The following is a 15,120-nucleotide window of genomic DNA, read 5'->3' as shown; positions in this document are numbered from 1 at the left end:
TCGTCACACTACCTACGCTGGTGGCATGTCCGCCCAGGACGGCACGGCCGTCAGCCCCGCCCGGCCGCTCGCCGTCGCCGTCGGGGCCGCCCTCGTCGCCCTCGTCCCGGCGGCCGTCGTCACCGGGGCCGTCGACCCGCTCGCGCTCGCGGACCCCGGACCCGTCGTGCGCTGGGGCGTGCCGGTCGTCGACGCCGTGGCGATCCTCGCGTCCGTCACCGTCGTCGGCCTCCTCGGGCTCGCCGCCTTCGTCGTCCCCGAGCGCCGCTCCACCGACCGGCGGCGCGCAGCCGCCCGGGCCGCGGGGGCCGTCGCCCTCGTCTGGGTCGGCGCGGCGGCCCTGCAGCTCGTCCTCACCTTCGCCGACCTCGCGGGGGTCCCGCCCACGGCTCCCGGCTTCCTCGACCAGCTCCTCGCCTTCACGTGGGAGCTCGACGTCACGCGCGTGCTGCTCGTCTCGCTGCTCCTCGCGCTCGTGACCGCCGTCGCGGCCCAGCTCGTGGCGACCCGGGCCGCGATGGCCTGGACGTGCGTCGCCGCCCTCGTCGGGATCGTCGTGCAGTCCCTCACCGGGCACGCCGCCGGGTCGGCGAGCCACGAGGACGCGGTCAACGGACTCGCCGTCCATCTCCTCGGGGTCGTCGTGTGGGTCGGCGGCCTGTCCGCGCTCGTCGTCCTGCGGCCCCGGCTGGGCAAGGACCTCGGGGTGTCCGTCGCCCGCTTCTCCAGCCTCGCGCTGTGGGCGTTCGTCGCGGTCGCGCTGTCCGGGACGCTCCAGGCGGTGATCCGGATCGGGACGCCCGCCGGGCTCGCGACGCCCTACGGCGCCGTCGTGCTCCTCAAGGTCAGCGCCCTCGTCGCGCTCGGGGCCCTCGGGTGGCGCCAGCGGCGGGGCATCGTCGGGCGGCTCACGGCGGACCCGTCTGACGGGCGGGCCTTCGCCCGTCTCGCCGTCCTCGAGGTCGCGCTCATGGGCGCCGCCACCGGGCTGTCCGCCGTCCTCGCCCGCAGCGTCCCGCCGGTCCCGGACGCGCTCCCCGACCCCAGCCGGGTCCTCGAGCTCACCGGTTTCCCCGACCCCGGGCCGATCACGGCGGGCGACTGGTTCACCGCCTGGCGTCTGGACTGGCTGTTCATCGGCATCGCCGTCCTCGCGGTGGGCCTCTACGTCGCCGGGGTCCGCCGGCTGCGCGGCCGCGGCGACGCGTGGCCGGTGCTGCGGACCGTCCTGTGGGTCCTCGGCTGGGCGCTCTTCGTGTGGGCCACGTGCGGGGCACCGGGCATCTGGGGCCGGGTGATGTTCAGCGCCCACATGGTGATGCACATGGCGGTCGCGATGATCGTCCCGCTCCTCCTCGTGCCGGCCGCGCCCGTGACCCTCGCCCTGCGCGCGCTGCCGAGCCGGCCGGACCGGACGTGGGGGCCGCGGGAGGTGCTCCTCGAGGTCGTCCACTCGCGGGCGATGCGGGGGCTGTCGAACCCGGTCGTCGCCGCGGCGCTCTTCTTCTTCAGCCTCGCGGCGTTCTACTACACGGGCCTCTTCGAGCTGGCGCTCACGACCCACACGGGCCACCTGCTGATGATGGCCCACTTCTTCCTCACCGGGTACCTCTTCGTCTGGGTGATGATCGGCGTCGACCCGGGGGTGCGCCGCTGGCCGCCGCTCGCCCTGCTCGTCATCCTCTTCGCGACGGTGTCGTTCCACGCCTTCTTCGGCGTCGCGCTCACCGAGAGCCGCAGCCTGCTCGCGCCCGAGTTCTTCCGGGTGCTCGACCTGTCGTGGCTCACCGACCCGCTCGCCGACCAGCACACCGCCGGTGAGATCGCGTGGGGCATCGGGGAGGCCCCGACCCTCACCCTCGCGGTCGTCGTCGCGGCGCAGTGGTACCGGCGGGACCGCAGCGAGGCGGCGCGCCGGGACCGCAAGGCCGACCGGGACGGCAACGCGGAGCTCGAGGCCTACAACGCCCGGCTCGCGCGGCTCAAGGAGGAGGCGGAGCGGCTCGAGCGCTGACCGCTCGCAGGCGACCCGCGGCGGCGTGCATCGACGGGCCAGGGTGCGCGAGGATGGCCCGATGCGTGTCGCCGCCGTCCAGCTGTCCTACGAAGACGCCGAGCCCGCCGCCGACCGGGTGGCCCGGGCCGCGGGCCTCGTCCGCGAGCACGCCGACCACGACCTCGTCGTCCTCCCCGAGCTGTGGGCTCCGACGGGCTTCGGGTACCGCCGGTGGGCCGAGCAGGCCGAGCCCCTCGACGGTCCGTTCGCCGCGGCGATGGCCGACCTCGCCCGCACCGTCGGCACGACGCTGCACGCCGGCTCCTTCGTCGAGCGGCTGCCCGAGCCGGGGCCGGACGGCAACGACCTCGCGAACACCTCGCTGCTGTTCGACGGCGACGGCACGCTGCTCGCCCACTACCGCAAGGTGCACCGGTTCGGGTTCGGCTCGGGCGAGCCGCGGCTCATGGAGGCCGGGACCGAGGTCGTCGTCGTCGACCTGCCGGACGGGGCGGGCGGCACCGTCCGGACCGGGCTGTCGACGTGCTACGACCTGCGCTTCCCGGAGCTGTACCGCCTCCAGCAGGAGGCCGGCGCCGAGCTGTTCGTCGTGCCCGCGGCCTGGCCTGCGGCCCGGGTGGCGCACTGGACGATGTTCGGGCGGGCGCGGGCGGTGGAGAACCAGGCCGCGCTCGTCGCCGTCAACACCGGCGGGACGCACGCCCGGACCCCGATGGGCGGGCACACCCAGGTCGTCACCGCGGCGGGTGAGGTGATGGGCGAGCTGGCGCACACCGACGAGGCCGTCCTGTCCGTCGACCTGGACCTGTCGACCACCGCCGAGTACCGGGACGCCTTCCCCGTCCTCGCCGACCGCCGCCTCTGACCCGCCTGTCCGGGGGGTCGGCGTGCGAGAGTGGGAACCATGGACGACGTCGTCAAGGAGCTCGCGGACGCCCTCCCCGACGGGGTGGTGACCACCGACGAGGCCGCGCTCGAGAAGTACCGGCACGACTGGACGCACGACGCGGGGGCGGGCATGCCGCTCGCCGCGGTCCGTGCCGAGTCCGCCGAGCACGTCCAGGAGACGGTCCGTTGGGCCGCGCGCCACGGCATCGGCGTGGTCCCCCGGGGTGCGGGCACGTCGCTCTCGGGCGGCTCGATGGCCGTCGACGGGTGCGTGACCCTCAGCCTCGAGCGGATGAACCGCGTCGAGATCGACACCGACTCCCGGGTCGCCGTCGTCGAGCCGGGGGCCTTCAACGTCGAGGTGAAGCGGGCCGCGGCCGCCGAGGGGCTCTGGTACCCGCCGGACCCGTCGTCGTACGAGATCTGCTCGATCGGTGGCAACGTGGCGACGAACGCGGGCGGGCTCTGCTGCGTGAAGTACGGCGTGACGACGGACTACGTGCTCGGGATGGACGTCGTCCTCGCCGACGGCACGCTGGTCACGCTCGGCGGCAAGCGGATCAAGGACGTCGCGGGGCTGTCCCTCCTCAAGCTGTTCGTCGGCTCGGAGGGCACGCTCGGGATCGTCACGAAGGCGGTGCTGCGGCTCGTCCCGGCGCAGCAGCCGAGCTCGACGGTCGTCGCGACGTTCCCGACCGTGGCGGACGCGGCGGCCGCCGTCGTCGAGCTCGGGCGCAGCGTGCGGGCGTCGATGGTCGAGCTGATGGACCGCGCGTCGATCAACGCGGTCGAGGACTTCCGGCCGATGGGGCTGGACCGGGACGCGGGTGCGCTGCTGCTCGTCCAGTCCGACGCCCCGGGCGCGACCCGGGCGGACGAGGTGGCCGCCATCGTCGCCGCGTGTGAGCTGCACGGCGCGAAGGAGGTCCTCGACACCGACGACCCCGAGGACGGCGAGATGTTCGTCCAGGCGCGGCGGATCCATTTCACGGCGCTCGAGCCGCGGGGGTCCGTCCTGCCGGAGGACGTCGGCGTCCCCGTGCCTCAGCTGCCGGAGCTGCTCGCCGAGATCGAGGCCATCGGCCAGCGGCACGACGTCGAGATCCCGGTCGTCGCGCACGCCGGCGACGGCAACACCCACCCCGCGATCGTCTACGACGCGGGCGACGCCGACTCCGAGCGGCGGGCCCGGCTCGCCTTCGACGACGTCATGCACGCGGCCATCCGCCTCGGCGGCACGATCACCGGCGAGCACGGTGTCGGCCGGATGAAGAAGGGCTGCCTCGAGGACCAGGTGGGTCCCGACGTCATGGCGCTCAACCGCAAGGTCAAGGCGGCGCTCGACCCGCAGGGCATCCTCAACCCCGGCTCCTTCGTCTGAGGGTCGACGCCCGCGCCGGGTTGACCGCGGTGTGGGGCCCGGTCGCCCACGACCTGTGGACACGCCTCGTCGCCGCTGGGAGGATGGGCGGTCCACGAGGTCACGGCCCACGTGACAGGGGAGGGGGAACGCGATGACCATCGCAGGCGCGATCATCCTGGGACTCATGGCGGTGCTCGTCGTCGCCGGGCTCGTCGTCTGGACGTACCAGGCGAGTCGTCGACGGCACTCCCTGCCGGGGCGCTCCGGCTCCTCGGACGCGCCGGTCTCCGCGGAGTCCGCGGCCGCCCAGCACACGCGGCAGGCGGACCGCGGCGGTCTGTTCTGACCCGAGGAAGAATCGACAAACGTTAGACAGTCGAGGTCAGGGGCGGTACGGTCGGACGGTCAGCCGATCCCGTCCCACAGAGGAGACCCCATGTACATCGGACTCGGCATCTTCCTTCTCGTCCTCGGCGCGATCCTCGTCTTCGCGGTCGGGAGCACGACCGTCGCGGGGATCAACCTCTACGTCATCGGGATCATCCTGCTCATCGGCGGCGTCCTCGCGATCGTCCTGTCGTTCGTGCAGCAGGCGAGCAGCCGCCGCGCCGGTCGGGTCACGACGACCCGCGAGAGCCACGTCGACCCGGCCACCGGCACACGCGTGGACCGCACCGACATCGAGAACCACTGACCGACACCGCTCTGCCGCAGCCGCCCAGGTCGGTCCCGGACGACGACGAACGGCCCGCCCCCGAAGTGGGGCGGGCCGTTCGTCGTGGGCGGGAGCCGTGCCGGAGTCCAGCCCCGACGGATCGCGGACCCCACCGATCGCGGGCCCGCGGACTGTGAGGATGCGGGCCGGCAGGACGCGGGTCGTCAGAACGCGGACTCGGGGACCTCCATGAGCGCGTTGTCCGTGGCCTCGGCCATCGCCCGCTCGGCGGCCAGCCGCGGCAGCACCTGCCGCGCGAAGAACTGCGCCGCGGCGACCTTGCCCTCGTAGAAGTCGCGGTCGGCCCCCTCGGCGCCCTTCGCGAGCGCGTCCAGCGCCACGTCGGCCTGACGCAGCAGGAGCCAGCCGACGACGAGGTCACCGGCGCCGAGCAGCAGCCGGGTCGTGTTCTGGCCGATGAGGTAGGTGTTCGTGATGTCGCCACCCTGGCGGGGGTCGGCCGCCATGAGTCGGTCGACCATGTAGCCGAGGATGCCCTGGACGTCCTCGAGGCCCTTGCCGAGGAGCTCGCGCTCGCGGTCGATGCGCCCGTCGTGCCGACCGAGGTCCTTGGCGAACTCCTGCATCTGGGTCGCGAGGTGGGTCAGTGCCTGCCCCTTGTCCCGGACGATCTTGCGGAAGAAGAAGTCCAGGCCCTGGATCGCGGTCGTGCCCTCGTACAGGGTGTCGATCTTGGCGTCGCGCACGTACTGCTCGACCGGGTAGTCCTGGAGGAAGCCGGACCCGCCGAACGTCTGGAGCGACTCGGTGCCGAGCAGCACCCACGCCCGCTCCGACCCCAGTCCCTTGACGATCGGTAGCAGCAGGTCGTTGACCCGGTTCGCGACGTCCGCGGCGGACCCCTTCTCGAAATCGTGGCGACCGGTGGCGAGGACGTGCTGGTCGACGACGTCCTGCTGGGTCGCGGTGAAGAGCACGAGCGCGCGTAGGCCCTCGGCGTAGGACTTCTGCAGCATGAGCGAGCGCCGCACGTCGGGGTGGTGGGTGATCGTGACCCGCGGCGCCGACTTGTCGGCCATCTGGGTGAGGTCGGCGCCTTGGACGCGCTCCTTGGCGTACTCGAGGGCGTTGAGGTAGCCGGTGGACAGCGTCGCGATGGCCTTCGTGCCGACCATCATCCGGGCGTTCTCGATGACGTGGAACATCTGCGCGATGCCGTCGTGGGCCTCGCCGAAGAGGGTGCCGACGGCGGGCTGCTCGCCGCCGAAGGTCAGCTCGCAGGTCGGGGAGACCTTCAGGCCCATCTTCTTCTCGACGTTCGTCACGTAGACGCCGTTGCGGGCGCCGAGCTCGCCGGTCTCGAGGTCGACCTCGTACTTGGAGAGGATGAAGAGCGAGAGGCCCTTCGTCCCGGGGCCGGCGCCCTCGGGACGGGCGAGGACGAAGTGGACGACGTTGTCGACCATGTCGGACTCGGCGCTCGTGATGAAGCGCTTGGTCCCGGTGATCGTCCAGGTGCCGTCGTCGTTCGGCGTCGCCTTGGCCCGGCCGGCGCCGACGTCGGAGCCGGCGTCGGGCTCGGTGAGCACCATCGTGCAGTGCCAGCCCTTCTCGACGATCCACCGGGCGAGCTTCTTCTGCTCGTCGGTGCCGAGCTCGAAGAGCAGCTTGGCGAAGGAGTAGGAGGCGGCCATCATCGCGAGCGCCGGGTTGGCGCCGAGGACCATCTCGTTGACGGCCCAGCGCAGGCTCGGCGGGGTAACGGTGCCGTCGAGCTCGGCGGGCAGGTCGATGTTCCAGAAGCCGCTCTCGCGGTAGGCGGCGAAGCTCTTCGCGAACGACTCCGGCATCGTCACGGTCTGGGTCTGCGGGTCGTAGACCGGCGGGTTGCGGTCCGCGTCCTCGAAGGAGTCGGCGATCTCGTGCTCCGCGAGCCGGGAGACCTCCTTGAGCATCTCGCGCGCGGTGTCCGCGTCGATGTCGGCGTACGGGCCGTTGCCGAGGACCTCGCCCCGTCCGAGGACCTCGAAGAGGGTGAACTCGATGTCCCGCAGGTTGCTCTTGTAGTGACCCATGCCGGTCCTTCCGTGACGTCGCAAAGTGAGCGCTTGCTCACCAGTGTGCTACTCGCGGGTAACCGACGCAAGCGACTCCGCCTCGACGCATCGAGCACGCGCGCCGGTCCGGACCGGACGCAGCATGCTCGGACCAGAAGCAGCACGCTGGGGAACAGGCGTACCAGGCTCCGAACCGGACGTTTCGGGCTCCGAACGAGACGCGACAGGCTCGGGAGGAGCCGTCGCGGGCATACTCGGGGAGATGACCCCGGACTCCGGTGCTGACGTCGTGGCCCGGGCTCGCGCACTCACCGACGCGGGCCGGACCTGGCAGGCCCGTGACCTCCTGGCCGCGCACGTCGAGACGCGTCGGGACGTCGAAGCGCTCACGATGCTCGGCCACGTCCACCACGGGATGGGGGACCTGCCACGCGCCGGCGCCGCCTGGTTCGCCGCCGGGGTGCGCGGACCCGAGGCCGACGAGGCGGTCGCGGCCTGGCGGGAACGGTCCCGGGACGACTTCGGCGTCATGTGGCGCTCGCTGCCGCCGCCCTTCCAGGCCGAGCCCCGGCCGGCGCGCATCGAGGCCCTGCGCGCGCGGGCGCTCGACGCCGGGGCCGAGCCGGAGGACCCCTCGGCGGGTACTGCCGGTGGGGACGGGACGACGGGCGGGTCGTCGGGATCGACCGGTGCCGTCGGCGCCGGGCGCCGGGCCGAGGAGGTCGACCACCCGCACGACGGCGGGCTGCATGACGGTGGGCCACACGACGACGGACGCGCGCAGGGCGGTCATCCGAACGGCGACGACGACGCTCGCAGCCGTGCTGCCGACAGCGCCCACGACGAGGGCGGCGGAACCGCCGCGCGCGGGGCGAAGTCCGGCGGGGGCCACCCGGACGGCACGGACGCCGAGAGTGCGGACGCCCAGGGTACGGACGCGGCTCAGGTCGTCGCCTGGATCGTCGCCGCGGTGTTCGTCTTCTGCGCCGTCGTCGGGTTCGTCACGGTGCTCGGCTGGATGGTGCCGACCTGACCGAGGCGCCGGTGAGAATGCAGGAACGGTGGAGCGAGTCCCCCTCACGTCCTGCGGGTCCATCAGCCGACGGTCGTCCGGTAGGCCCTGAAGATGATGCGGCCTCACGGACTGGGTGCGGGTACGTGCTGTCCCGGACCGCCGCAGCCGACCGACCGCACCCACTCGCTCCCGCGGATGCCGCGGAAGCGAGTGGGTGCGGGTGGTGGCGGCCCGTGCGAATTCCCCGGTGCGCCGGCTCCTGCGGTCAGGACCGCGGGCGAAGGAAGCCGATGACGTAGCTCTTGGAGAACGTCGCCTTCTTCGTCGCGCCGGGGTTCTGGGTCAGGGCGGTGAAGGTCGTGCCCGACGCGGACAGGACGATCGCCACGTGTCCTGCGCCGCCGCTGTAGGGGTAGTTCGAGGACCAGATGGCGACGTCGCCCTTCCTCGGGGTGCTCGAGGCCGAGACCTTGATGTAGCGCGTCGTGTCGTAGCTCCCCCACAGCTGATAGGCGTAGGAGGCCGGAGCGAAGCGAGCCTTGACGACGTCGCGGTTGTAGAAGTTGAAGAGGTCGACGCACTGCGCGCCGTAGTAGCCGTCGAAGTCGACGTACTTCCCGTTGTACTTCGCGACGAAGGCGTCGACGCGAGAGCCGAGTGAGCTCGCGGTCGTGGCGGTCTTCCATGTGCAGCCGTTGCTGCAGCTGGCGATCGTCGTCGTGCTGCCGATGGTGAGCTTGCCCGTGTACGCGGTGGTGCCCGGAGCGTACGACTGCATCGACCAGGAGGCAGACGCCGTGTCCACCTCGGTCCTGGTCCACGTGTTGGTGCGCGCGTCCTTGCCGGTCTTGGTCGTCTTCTGCGTGTTACCGCGGTACTCGACCCAGTTCGTGCCACAGGCGCTGGAGGCCTTGATGTACATCCGCCCCCCGGAAACGGCCTTCGACGAGATGGTCGAGGCGGTCTTGGAGCATCCGGTCGTGTACGGATTGGTGTTGAAGTGGCCGGCCGAGGCGTTCGCCGAAGCACCTGCAACCAGCACGGAGCCGGCGACGAGCAGGGGAACGGTCACGAGCCGCGCCGCGCCGACGAGTCGTGGACGGCGCGTCACCCGGCCTCGAGTCCTGGTGGTGGACGTGGTTGACATGGGATGCTCCCTTCCGACCGAGGCACCTCCTCGGGTGGCGTCACGCTAGGAAGCGGTGCGTCCGCTGCGCTTCATGCGTTCCCGGTATCTTTCGCCCGTGGCGGGTCGATGTACCCGTCGCGGGACCCCTCGCGCAGCATCTTCACCCGGTTGACCCTGTGGCCGGTGAGCCCGACGTACCGCGCACGGATGGACTCGATCTGGGAGCCGACGGTTCCGGGTGACTTGTGCAGGTGGCTTGCAATCTCCTTGACGGTGAGGCCTCCTGCAAGGGCGTTGAGGACCTTGATCTCTTCAGCGGTGAGGTCGGCCATCACGATCTCGTCACGCACGACCGCCCGCGCCAAGGGCCCCGACCAGCCAGGTCGGCCGCCGGCGACTTCGGTGATGACCTGGGCCAGCTCAGTGAGCCCGTCGTTCTTCAGGCTCAGCCCGTCGACGCCTGCTCGAATGCAGTCACGTAGCCGTGCTGGGCCTTCCTCGCTGGTGTAGAGGACGACGCATCCGCTCCATCGCTTCAGGTCGGTGATGTATCGGATGCTCGCGTCGTCCTCGCGTCCCAGCCAGTAGTCCAGGACGACCACGTCCGGGGGCGACGCATCTGTGTCGATCTCGCCGGCGTGCTGGAAGGTGGAGATCCTCCGGACGACGGACGGATGAGTGAGCTGGAGGCTGGTCAGGCCCATGCGGATGACGTCAAGGTTGTCGACGGCGACCACGTCGCACGGGAGGGAGAACATCCTCGTCGTTCTACCAGCGGGTCGCTGCGACCGCATCGAGTGTTCGCCTGATTCCGTGCACGACAACCGTGGTGCTGAGACCATCGTTCTCCACCGTGTGCGAAACCTCCGAGAGGCACCCGACCACCCGCCGCAGTCCGCCGACCGAGAGCTCGGGTGTCGTGCTCAGTCGGGTCGTCGCGTGCTGCGGGAGATAGACCACCACACTGCCGACGGAGTCCGCCTCGTCGAGTACCCGGTCGAGAAGGCGAAGTGCGAGAGTCTGATGGTCGTCCTCCGGGTCGCCCGGAATGACGGTGATCGACGTCCCTTGACGGCGCGCCCGGGTGATGCGCTCCCTCAGAGGAGGGTCGATCTGTCCGGGCAGGTTTAGCACGTCGCGGGCTTCGCCCGCCAGGAGGCGGGACTCCTCGATCACGGCACCGTGCCCGAGCGGGGATTCGCGAGAGCCCAGGCTTCGAAGTCAGGGGGCCGCCCGCTCGACCAGGAAGCGTCGTTGGGCGACCGACTCCGGTGTCGGTAAGTCTCCGCTGAGGTCCCAGGTCCTACGAGCCAAGCGCTCGACCTCATCCGAGAGCTGCCGCTCGGTAGCCCGAACGGCCGCCCCGCATGCCATCGCCCACAAAGGAAGGGCAGCGGCGAACACGGCGCCCAGGACGTCGGTGACACCGACCGTGGGCTCGACGTAGACGAAGAGAGCGACAACGGCGACATTGGGAATCACGAGGACGGGCGACCACCTCGGCGACATGTGGAAGGCAAGCACCGCTGGACCGACCGCCGCCAGACCCACACACCAGCTGTCGTATGTGCGCAGGGCGTCGGCAGGTTCGGCGAGAATCAGCCCGACCACGATGGTGAAAGCGGAGCTCGTCATGAGGACCAGGACCGTCACCGCCGAAGGGCCGTGGAGCAGCAGTCGGTGGACACGATGCAGGGTGATCGCGACATACGCTGCTGCGAGTGCGATCTGTGCGATTGCGGTGCTGTCGCTCGCGGAGTACCTGATCGCGAGGTATGCGTTGGCGACGAGGATCGGCGCGACGAAGACCTTGAGGAGCCGGACTTCCCCGATGGCGGCCCTGGTCTCCTGGAAGGTCTGTAGCCGCGCGCTAGCCGGCGCGTCTGCGGTCCGCCTCGGCCAGGTGAGGCTCACGGTCGTCCCACGTCCCGGGTCGCCCTGCACCTGGGCGCTTCCCTGAACGCCGAGCATCGGCGCCAGGATCGAGTGGGCGGTGCCCCAACCGGAAGGGGCGCCTCGGAATCCTCTTCCTTCATCGGATATGACCAACGTGGCGTGAGATGCAGACGACTCGAACCGTATCTGGGCCTGATCGGATCCGGAGTGTCTCGCGCAGTTGCGCAGGGCCTCCGCGACCGCCCGACGAAGGGCGCGGGCAACGGGCGGGTCCAGTCGCTCGTCTTCTGGACGGGAACCCGGTACGACGAGGAGCGGGAGGGGTGAGTCCGCGAGCACGGACTCCAGAAGGTCCGCCACGCTGCTTGCAGGCGGGTCCTCCCACCCCGGTTGCCCCTCGATGGTCTCGGCGACCGAGCGACAGTAGTCGGCGATGCGCGGCCGATCTTCAGGGGCGTGCGAGACAACGAGCCCAAGGACCGCCAGCACCCGATCGTGAAGGAACTGATGCATCGAGTTCGCAGCGGACGTCGACGCGAGGCTGAACGTCGTGGACAGCCGTGCGCGGACACCCTGCTCGTGCAGCTGGTCTGCGCGGTGCAGGTTACTCACGAGGGCCGATACGAACAGGCTCAGGGCCAGGGCGGCAGGGATGGTGAGCAGTGCGTCGTCCACCGCGACCAAGGGAGACCGTCCGGCCGCCCACTCCAGCGCGACGTACGCGACCGCCGTCGGCGGTAGGACCGCCGCGAGAGCCCTGGTCTTCACCGTCGCGACGAGGTTGAAGTAGATCATCGACAGAACGTTCGCCGGAGTCGGCGAACCGCCGGTGGACACGCTGGAGGTCACGAGGGCGAACAGGAGAAGGAAGGATCTAGGTAGAGGGGCTCGATCCAGGAGAAGGGAGACCGCGACCAGGCCGAGAGAAGCGAGGGTGAGGACAGCCGCCACGTCCGGGGGCGTCGAGTTGAGCCCGAAGATGGAGAGGGCAACTGCATACGTTGCGTTGAGCCACAGAGTTGCGGACCGCAGGCGCTCCAGTCGGGGGTAGTCCGTGCGCTGCCGTGGCCACAGCAAGGCGTCGGTCGGCGGGAAGGTCCCGAACCCCCGTGCTCGGGCACGCGCCGCGCAATCCTGTTGCCCCCCGGTCCGATCATGCGGCATTGTGGCGCATGGGTGGGTGGCCGCGGCGGCAACCTGACAGACGCTCCGTCGTGGATGAGTTCGCGCAGTCGAGTTGGTCGGAGCAACGGCACGGACTCCGAGGGCGTGGACGCCGCTCAGGTCGTCGCCTGGATCGTCGCCGCGGTATTCGTCTTCTGCGCGGTCGTCGGCTTCGTCACGGTGCTCGCTGGATGGTGCCGAGCTGACCGGACGACCTGGGGCCACAGGTCAGTAGCAGCCGTTGACGGTCGCCGCGAGCATGTCGACGTTGCTCTTGAGCGTCGACGACGAGTCCTTGCGGTTGACGAGGAACGAGAACACCTTCGTGCGCCCGTCCGTGCCGGTCGTCCAGCCGGACAGCGCCACGGTGTCGCCGAGGGTGCCCGTCTTGGCCCACACCCGGCCGCGGGCGCAGTCGGCGGCGGAGGAGGTGAACCGGTTCTTCAGCGTGCCGGTCCGCCCGGCGGTGGGCATGACGTTGCGCGAGCGCAGGGTGTTCAGCCGCGGGTTGTCGCCGTTCTGGACGGTCCTCAGCAGCTTGGCGATCTGGAAGGTCGAGAGGCGGTCGGCGCGGGAGAGGCCGGACCCGTCGTAGAGGACGCCGAAGCCGGTGCCGTGCCGAGCCGCCCCCGCGGTCTGGGTGGTCTTCGCGCCGCTCCAGGCCGTGCCGTTGCCCATCTCGTAGGAGGTGCGGCGCAGGAGGATCTCGGCGACGTCGTTGTCACTCGTGAGGATGGTGCGGCGGACCATGCCGGCGACCGTGAAGCTCTGCTTCGAGGCGATCGTCGTGCGCCAGGTGGCCACGTCCTGCCGACCCGCGTACCGAGCGCCGGGGATACCGAGCGCGCGGAGCCGGGCTGCGAGGTAGCGGCCCGCGTCGGCGCTCGTGTCCATGATGTCGCGGTTGTCGCGCACGAGCGGCCGGACGGGGGTGACGGAGTCGATGACGTACGACTCCTTCCAGCCGTACGCGAGGCTGGGCGCGGGGAAGAACGAGTCGTCGATGTAGACCTGGGGCTTCTTGTAACCCTTGGCGTCGACCCACGCCTTCGTCTCGCGCGCGAGGGTGGTCAGCTTGGCGCTGTTGAGCAGGGCGTCGCCCGTACCGACGAGCACGACGTGGTTCGCCCGCTTGCCGCGTCGGACGGACGTCGTGAAGGTCGTGTTCGGACCGAGGGTGTCGAGGGCGGTCGCGGCCGTGAAGAGCTTGGCGTTGGAGGCGGGGAGCATCTGGGCCGTGCGCCGGTGCGCCCAGACGATCTCACCGGTCCCGGCGTCCAGCACGGTGCCGGAGAAGTAGCGGCCGAAGCGGGAGGTGGTGGCGCGAGCATCGAGCCGGTCGGCGATGCGGCGGTCGGCCGAGGTCATCGCCGCGACCTGCCGGTCGAGATCCTCGGCCCCGGCGGGCTCGTCGACGGGTGGCGGCGTGGCGGACCTGTCGGGCGTCGAGGGAGCGGGTGCCGAAGGCGCGGGCGTCGAAGGGGCGGGTGTCGACGTCGCGGCCGTCCTCGGGTCGGCGGAGGTGTTCGGCGTCCCCGAGCCCGGGGTCGTCGTGCCCGGGGTCGTCGTGCTCGTGGGTGACGAGGTCGCGGTGGACGTCGCGCCTCCGGAGGGCGTCGAGCTCGCCGTGGGGTCGGGCGTCGACGAGGGGTTCGCGGAGGGGGCCGCCGTCGCGGTCGCCGACGAGCCCGCCGTCGGCGACGGCTCGGCGACGGCCGGCGGGGCGAGGGCGAGGAGCGCGGGGGCGGCCACGGCGAGGGTCGCGGTGGCGACGGTGCGGCGGAGTCCGAACAGCGGCGAGCGGGTCATCGACGGTCCTGTGACGGTGGGGCAGGTCCTGTCGCAGCCCCCTGCAGCGCGACGCGGGGACAGTAACCCGTGATGTGGTCTCCTGTCCGCGGGACGCGCGGACTCGCCGGGCCGGCGACCCGGCGGTCAGGCGGGTTCGCGGGCGGCGCGTTCGGCGAGGAGGTGGTCGTAGGAGCCGTGGGTGAGGTTCCATTCGATGCCGTGGGGGCCGAGGTGGCCGGTGAGGCGTCTGGTGTGGACGGTGGTGTGGTGTCGGCCGCAGAGGAGGGCGGCGTTGTCCAGGTCGGTGGTGCCGCCGTCGGCCCAGTGGGTGAGGTGGTGGGCGTCGGTCCAGCGGGCGGGGATGTCGCAGCCGGGGAAGGTGCACCCGCCGTCGCGGAGCCAGAGGCGTCGGGTCTGTCCGGGGGTGAAGAGTCGGCGGGTGCGTCCGAGGTCGAGGATCTCGGAGGGGCCGTCGAGGACGGCGGGGAGGATCTCGGCGTCGCAGGCCAGGCGCCGGAGGGTCTCGGGGGCGAGGTGGGTGCCGGTGGCCAGGTCGCCGAGGGTGACCCCTGCCCCGGTCAGGCCGGTGCGGAGGGTGTCGAGGTCGACCTGGACCAGGAGGGTGGTCTTGGGGTGGGGTCCGGTGCCGTCGCCGGTGGCGACGGCCCGGGCGACGAGCGCCATGAGGGCCTCGCCTCGGCGGCGGTCGGCGGGGCGTAGGTCAGGGTCGCCGTCGAGCGGCTGTGGGGCGGACAGGGGTCCGATGGCGGCTTCGAGGGCGGCGTGCCCGACCGGGTCGAGGGTGAGGCGGTAGTCGGCGATGCCGGTGGCGTCGACCGAGGGGTGGGAGAGGGAGACGAAGCGGGCGGCGGCGTCCTGCTCGGCCTGGAGGACCCCGTCTCGGCCGTGGCGGGCGAGGATCCCGGCGCGGAGCTGGCGGCAGGCGGCGGGTCCGTGGGCGGCGGCGACGTCGACCATCCCGGTGATGACGCTCTCCTCGACGCCGTCGGCGAGCAGCGGACGGAGCAGGTCGACCTGCCGGGCGACGGTCGCGGCGGAGGTCACGGGCAGCCGCCCGGACTCGACGGCGGTCTTGACGGGGGCGTTGCCCGGGACGGCGAAGG

Annotated in this window: 14 protein-coding genes; 7 read left to right on the top strand and 7 right to left on the bottom strand. The window is 71.5% G+C overall.

Annotated features, from left to right (window positions below; translation table 11 throughout):
- Positions 1-25 precede the first annotated feature (25 nt).
- From KC207_RS12910 to KC207_RS12890, 5 genes are all read left to right on the top strand, one after another.
- On the top strand, positions 26-2,014 hold the full coding sequence (locus KC207_RS12910; protein ID WP_211603647.1) for a bifunctional copper resistance protein CopD/cytochrome c oxidase assembly protein: 1,989 nt from the start codon (positions 26-28) through the stop codon (positions 2,012-2,014).
- A 61-nt stretch (positions 2,015-2,075) separates the two neighbouring features.
- Positions 2,076-2,882 carry a nitrilase-related carbon-nitrogen hydrolase gene (locus KC207_RS12905; protein WP_211603645.1) on the top strand — a complete coding sequence of 269 codons (807 nt, stop codon included), beginning with the start codon at positions 2,076-2,078 and terminating at the stop codon, positions 2,880-2,882.
- Positions 2,883-2,921: 39 nt separating this feature from the next.
- On the top strand, positions 2,922-4,286 hold the full coding sequence (locus KC207_RS12900) for an FAD-binding oxidoreductase (RefSeq protein ID WP_211603643.1): 1,365 nt from the start codon (positions 2,922-2,924) through the stop codon (positions 4,284-4,286).
- A gap of 133 nt (positions 4,287-4,419) precedes the next feature.
- Entirely contained in the window at positions 4,420-4,614 is a 195-nt protein-coding gene (locus KC207_RS12895) for a hypothetical protein (protein ID WP_211603641.1), read from the top strand.
- 90 nt (positions 4,615-4,704) lie between these two features.
- On the top strand, positions 4,705-4,962 hold the full coding sequence (locus KC207_RS12890) for a DUF6458 family protein (protein WP_211603639.1): 258 nt from the start codon (positions 4,705-4,707) through the stop codon (positions 4,960-4,962).
- A 185-nt stretch (positions 4,963-5,147) separates the two neighbouring features.
- Here KC207_RS12890 and KC207_RS12885 read toward each other — a convergent pair whose 3' ends face one another.
- The gene (locus tag KC207_RS12885) at positions 5,148-7,019 is read right to left on the bottom strand and encodes an acyl-CoA dehydrogenase (protein ID WP_211603637.1); all 1,872 of its coding nucleotides are present in this window, start codon (positions 7,017-7,019) and stop codon (positions 5,148-5,150) included.
- A gap of 244 nt (positions 7,020-7,263) precedes the next feature.
- On the opposite strand from KC207_RS12885, the gene KC207_RS12880 reads away from it, so the two are divergent.
- The gene (locus KC207_RS12880; RefSeq protein ID WP_211603635.1) at positions 7,264-8,034 is read left to right on the top strand and encodes a hypothetical protein; all 771 of its coding nucleotides are present in this window, start codon (positions 7,264-7,266) and stop codon (positions 8,032-8,034) included.
- 247 nt (positions 8,035-8,281) lie between these two features.
- Here KC207_RS12880 and KC207_RS12875 read toward each other — a convergent pair whose 3' ends face one another.
- The 5 genes from KC207_RS12875 to KC207_RS12855 all read right to left on the bottom strand — a co-directional run bounded on the left by KC207_RS12875 (position 8,282) and on the right by KC207_RS12855 (position 13,573).
- Entirely contained in the window at positions 8,282-9,088 is an 807-nt protein-coding gene (locus KC207_RS12875; protein ID WP_211603633.1) for a CHAP domain-containing protein, read from the bottom strand.
- A 146-nt stretch (positions 9,089-9,234) separates the two neighbouring features.
- Entirely contained in the window at positions 9,235-9,903 is a 669-nt protein-coding gene (locus tag KC207_RS12870) for a LuxR C-terminal-related transcriptional regulator (RefSeq protein ID WP_211603631.1), read from the bottom strand.
- Between the two features lie 10 nt (positions 9,904-9,913).
- A complete protein-coding gene (locus KC207_RS12865; RefSeq protein ID WP_211603629.1) occupies positions 9,914-10,321 on the bottom strand; it encodes a hypothetical protein in 408 nt (135 codons plus the stop codon).
- Between the two features lie 45 nt (positions 10,322-10,366).
- Positions 10,367-11,836: a sensor histidine kinase gene (locus KC207_RS12860; protein WP_211603627.1), complete on the bottom strand. Its 1,470-nt coding sequence runs from the start codon at positions 11,834-11,836 to the stop codon at positions 10,367-10,369.
- A gap of 597 nt (positions 11,837-12,433) precedes the next feature.
- Positions 12,434-13,573 carry a D-alanyl-D-alanine carboxypeptidase/D-alanyl-D-alanine-endopeptidase gene (locus KC207_RS12855; protein ID WP_211603625.1) on the bottom strand — a complete coding sequence of 380 codons (1,140 nt, stop codon included), beginning with the start codon at positions 13,571-13,573 and terminating at the stop codon, positions 12,434-12,436.
- Between the two features lie 58 nt (positions 13,574-13,631).
- On the opposite strand from KC207_RS12855, the gene KC207_RS12850 reads away from it, so the two are divergent.
- Positions 13,632-14,087 (top strand): hypothetical protein, encoded by a 456-nt coding sequence (locus tag KC207_RS12850; protein WP_211603623.1) that lies wholly within the window; start codon positions 13,632-13,634, stop codon positions 14,085-14,087.
- A 53-nt stretch (positions 14,088-14,140) separates the two neighbouring features.
- Here the strand turns inward: KC207_RS12850 and KC207_RS12845 are convergent.
- Positions 14,141-15,120 (bottom strand): HNH endonuclease signature motif containing protein (locus tag KC207_RS12845; RefSeq protein WP_211603620.1); only part of this gene is annotated, 980 nt, incomplete at its 5' end.

Origin of the sequence: Phycicoccus avicenniae (assembly GCF_018139485.1) — a bacterium.
In the GTDB taxonomy this organism is placed as follows: domain Bacteria; phylum Actinomycetota; class Actinomycetes; order Actinomycetales; family Dermatophilaceae; genus Phycicoccus; species Phycicoccus avicenniae.
Note: the sequence above shows the minus strand (reverse complement) of the source record. Positions and strands in the feature narration are given on the sequence as shown.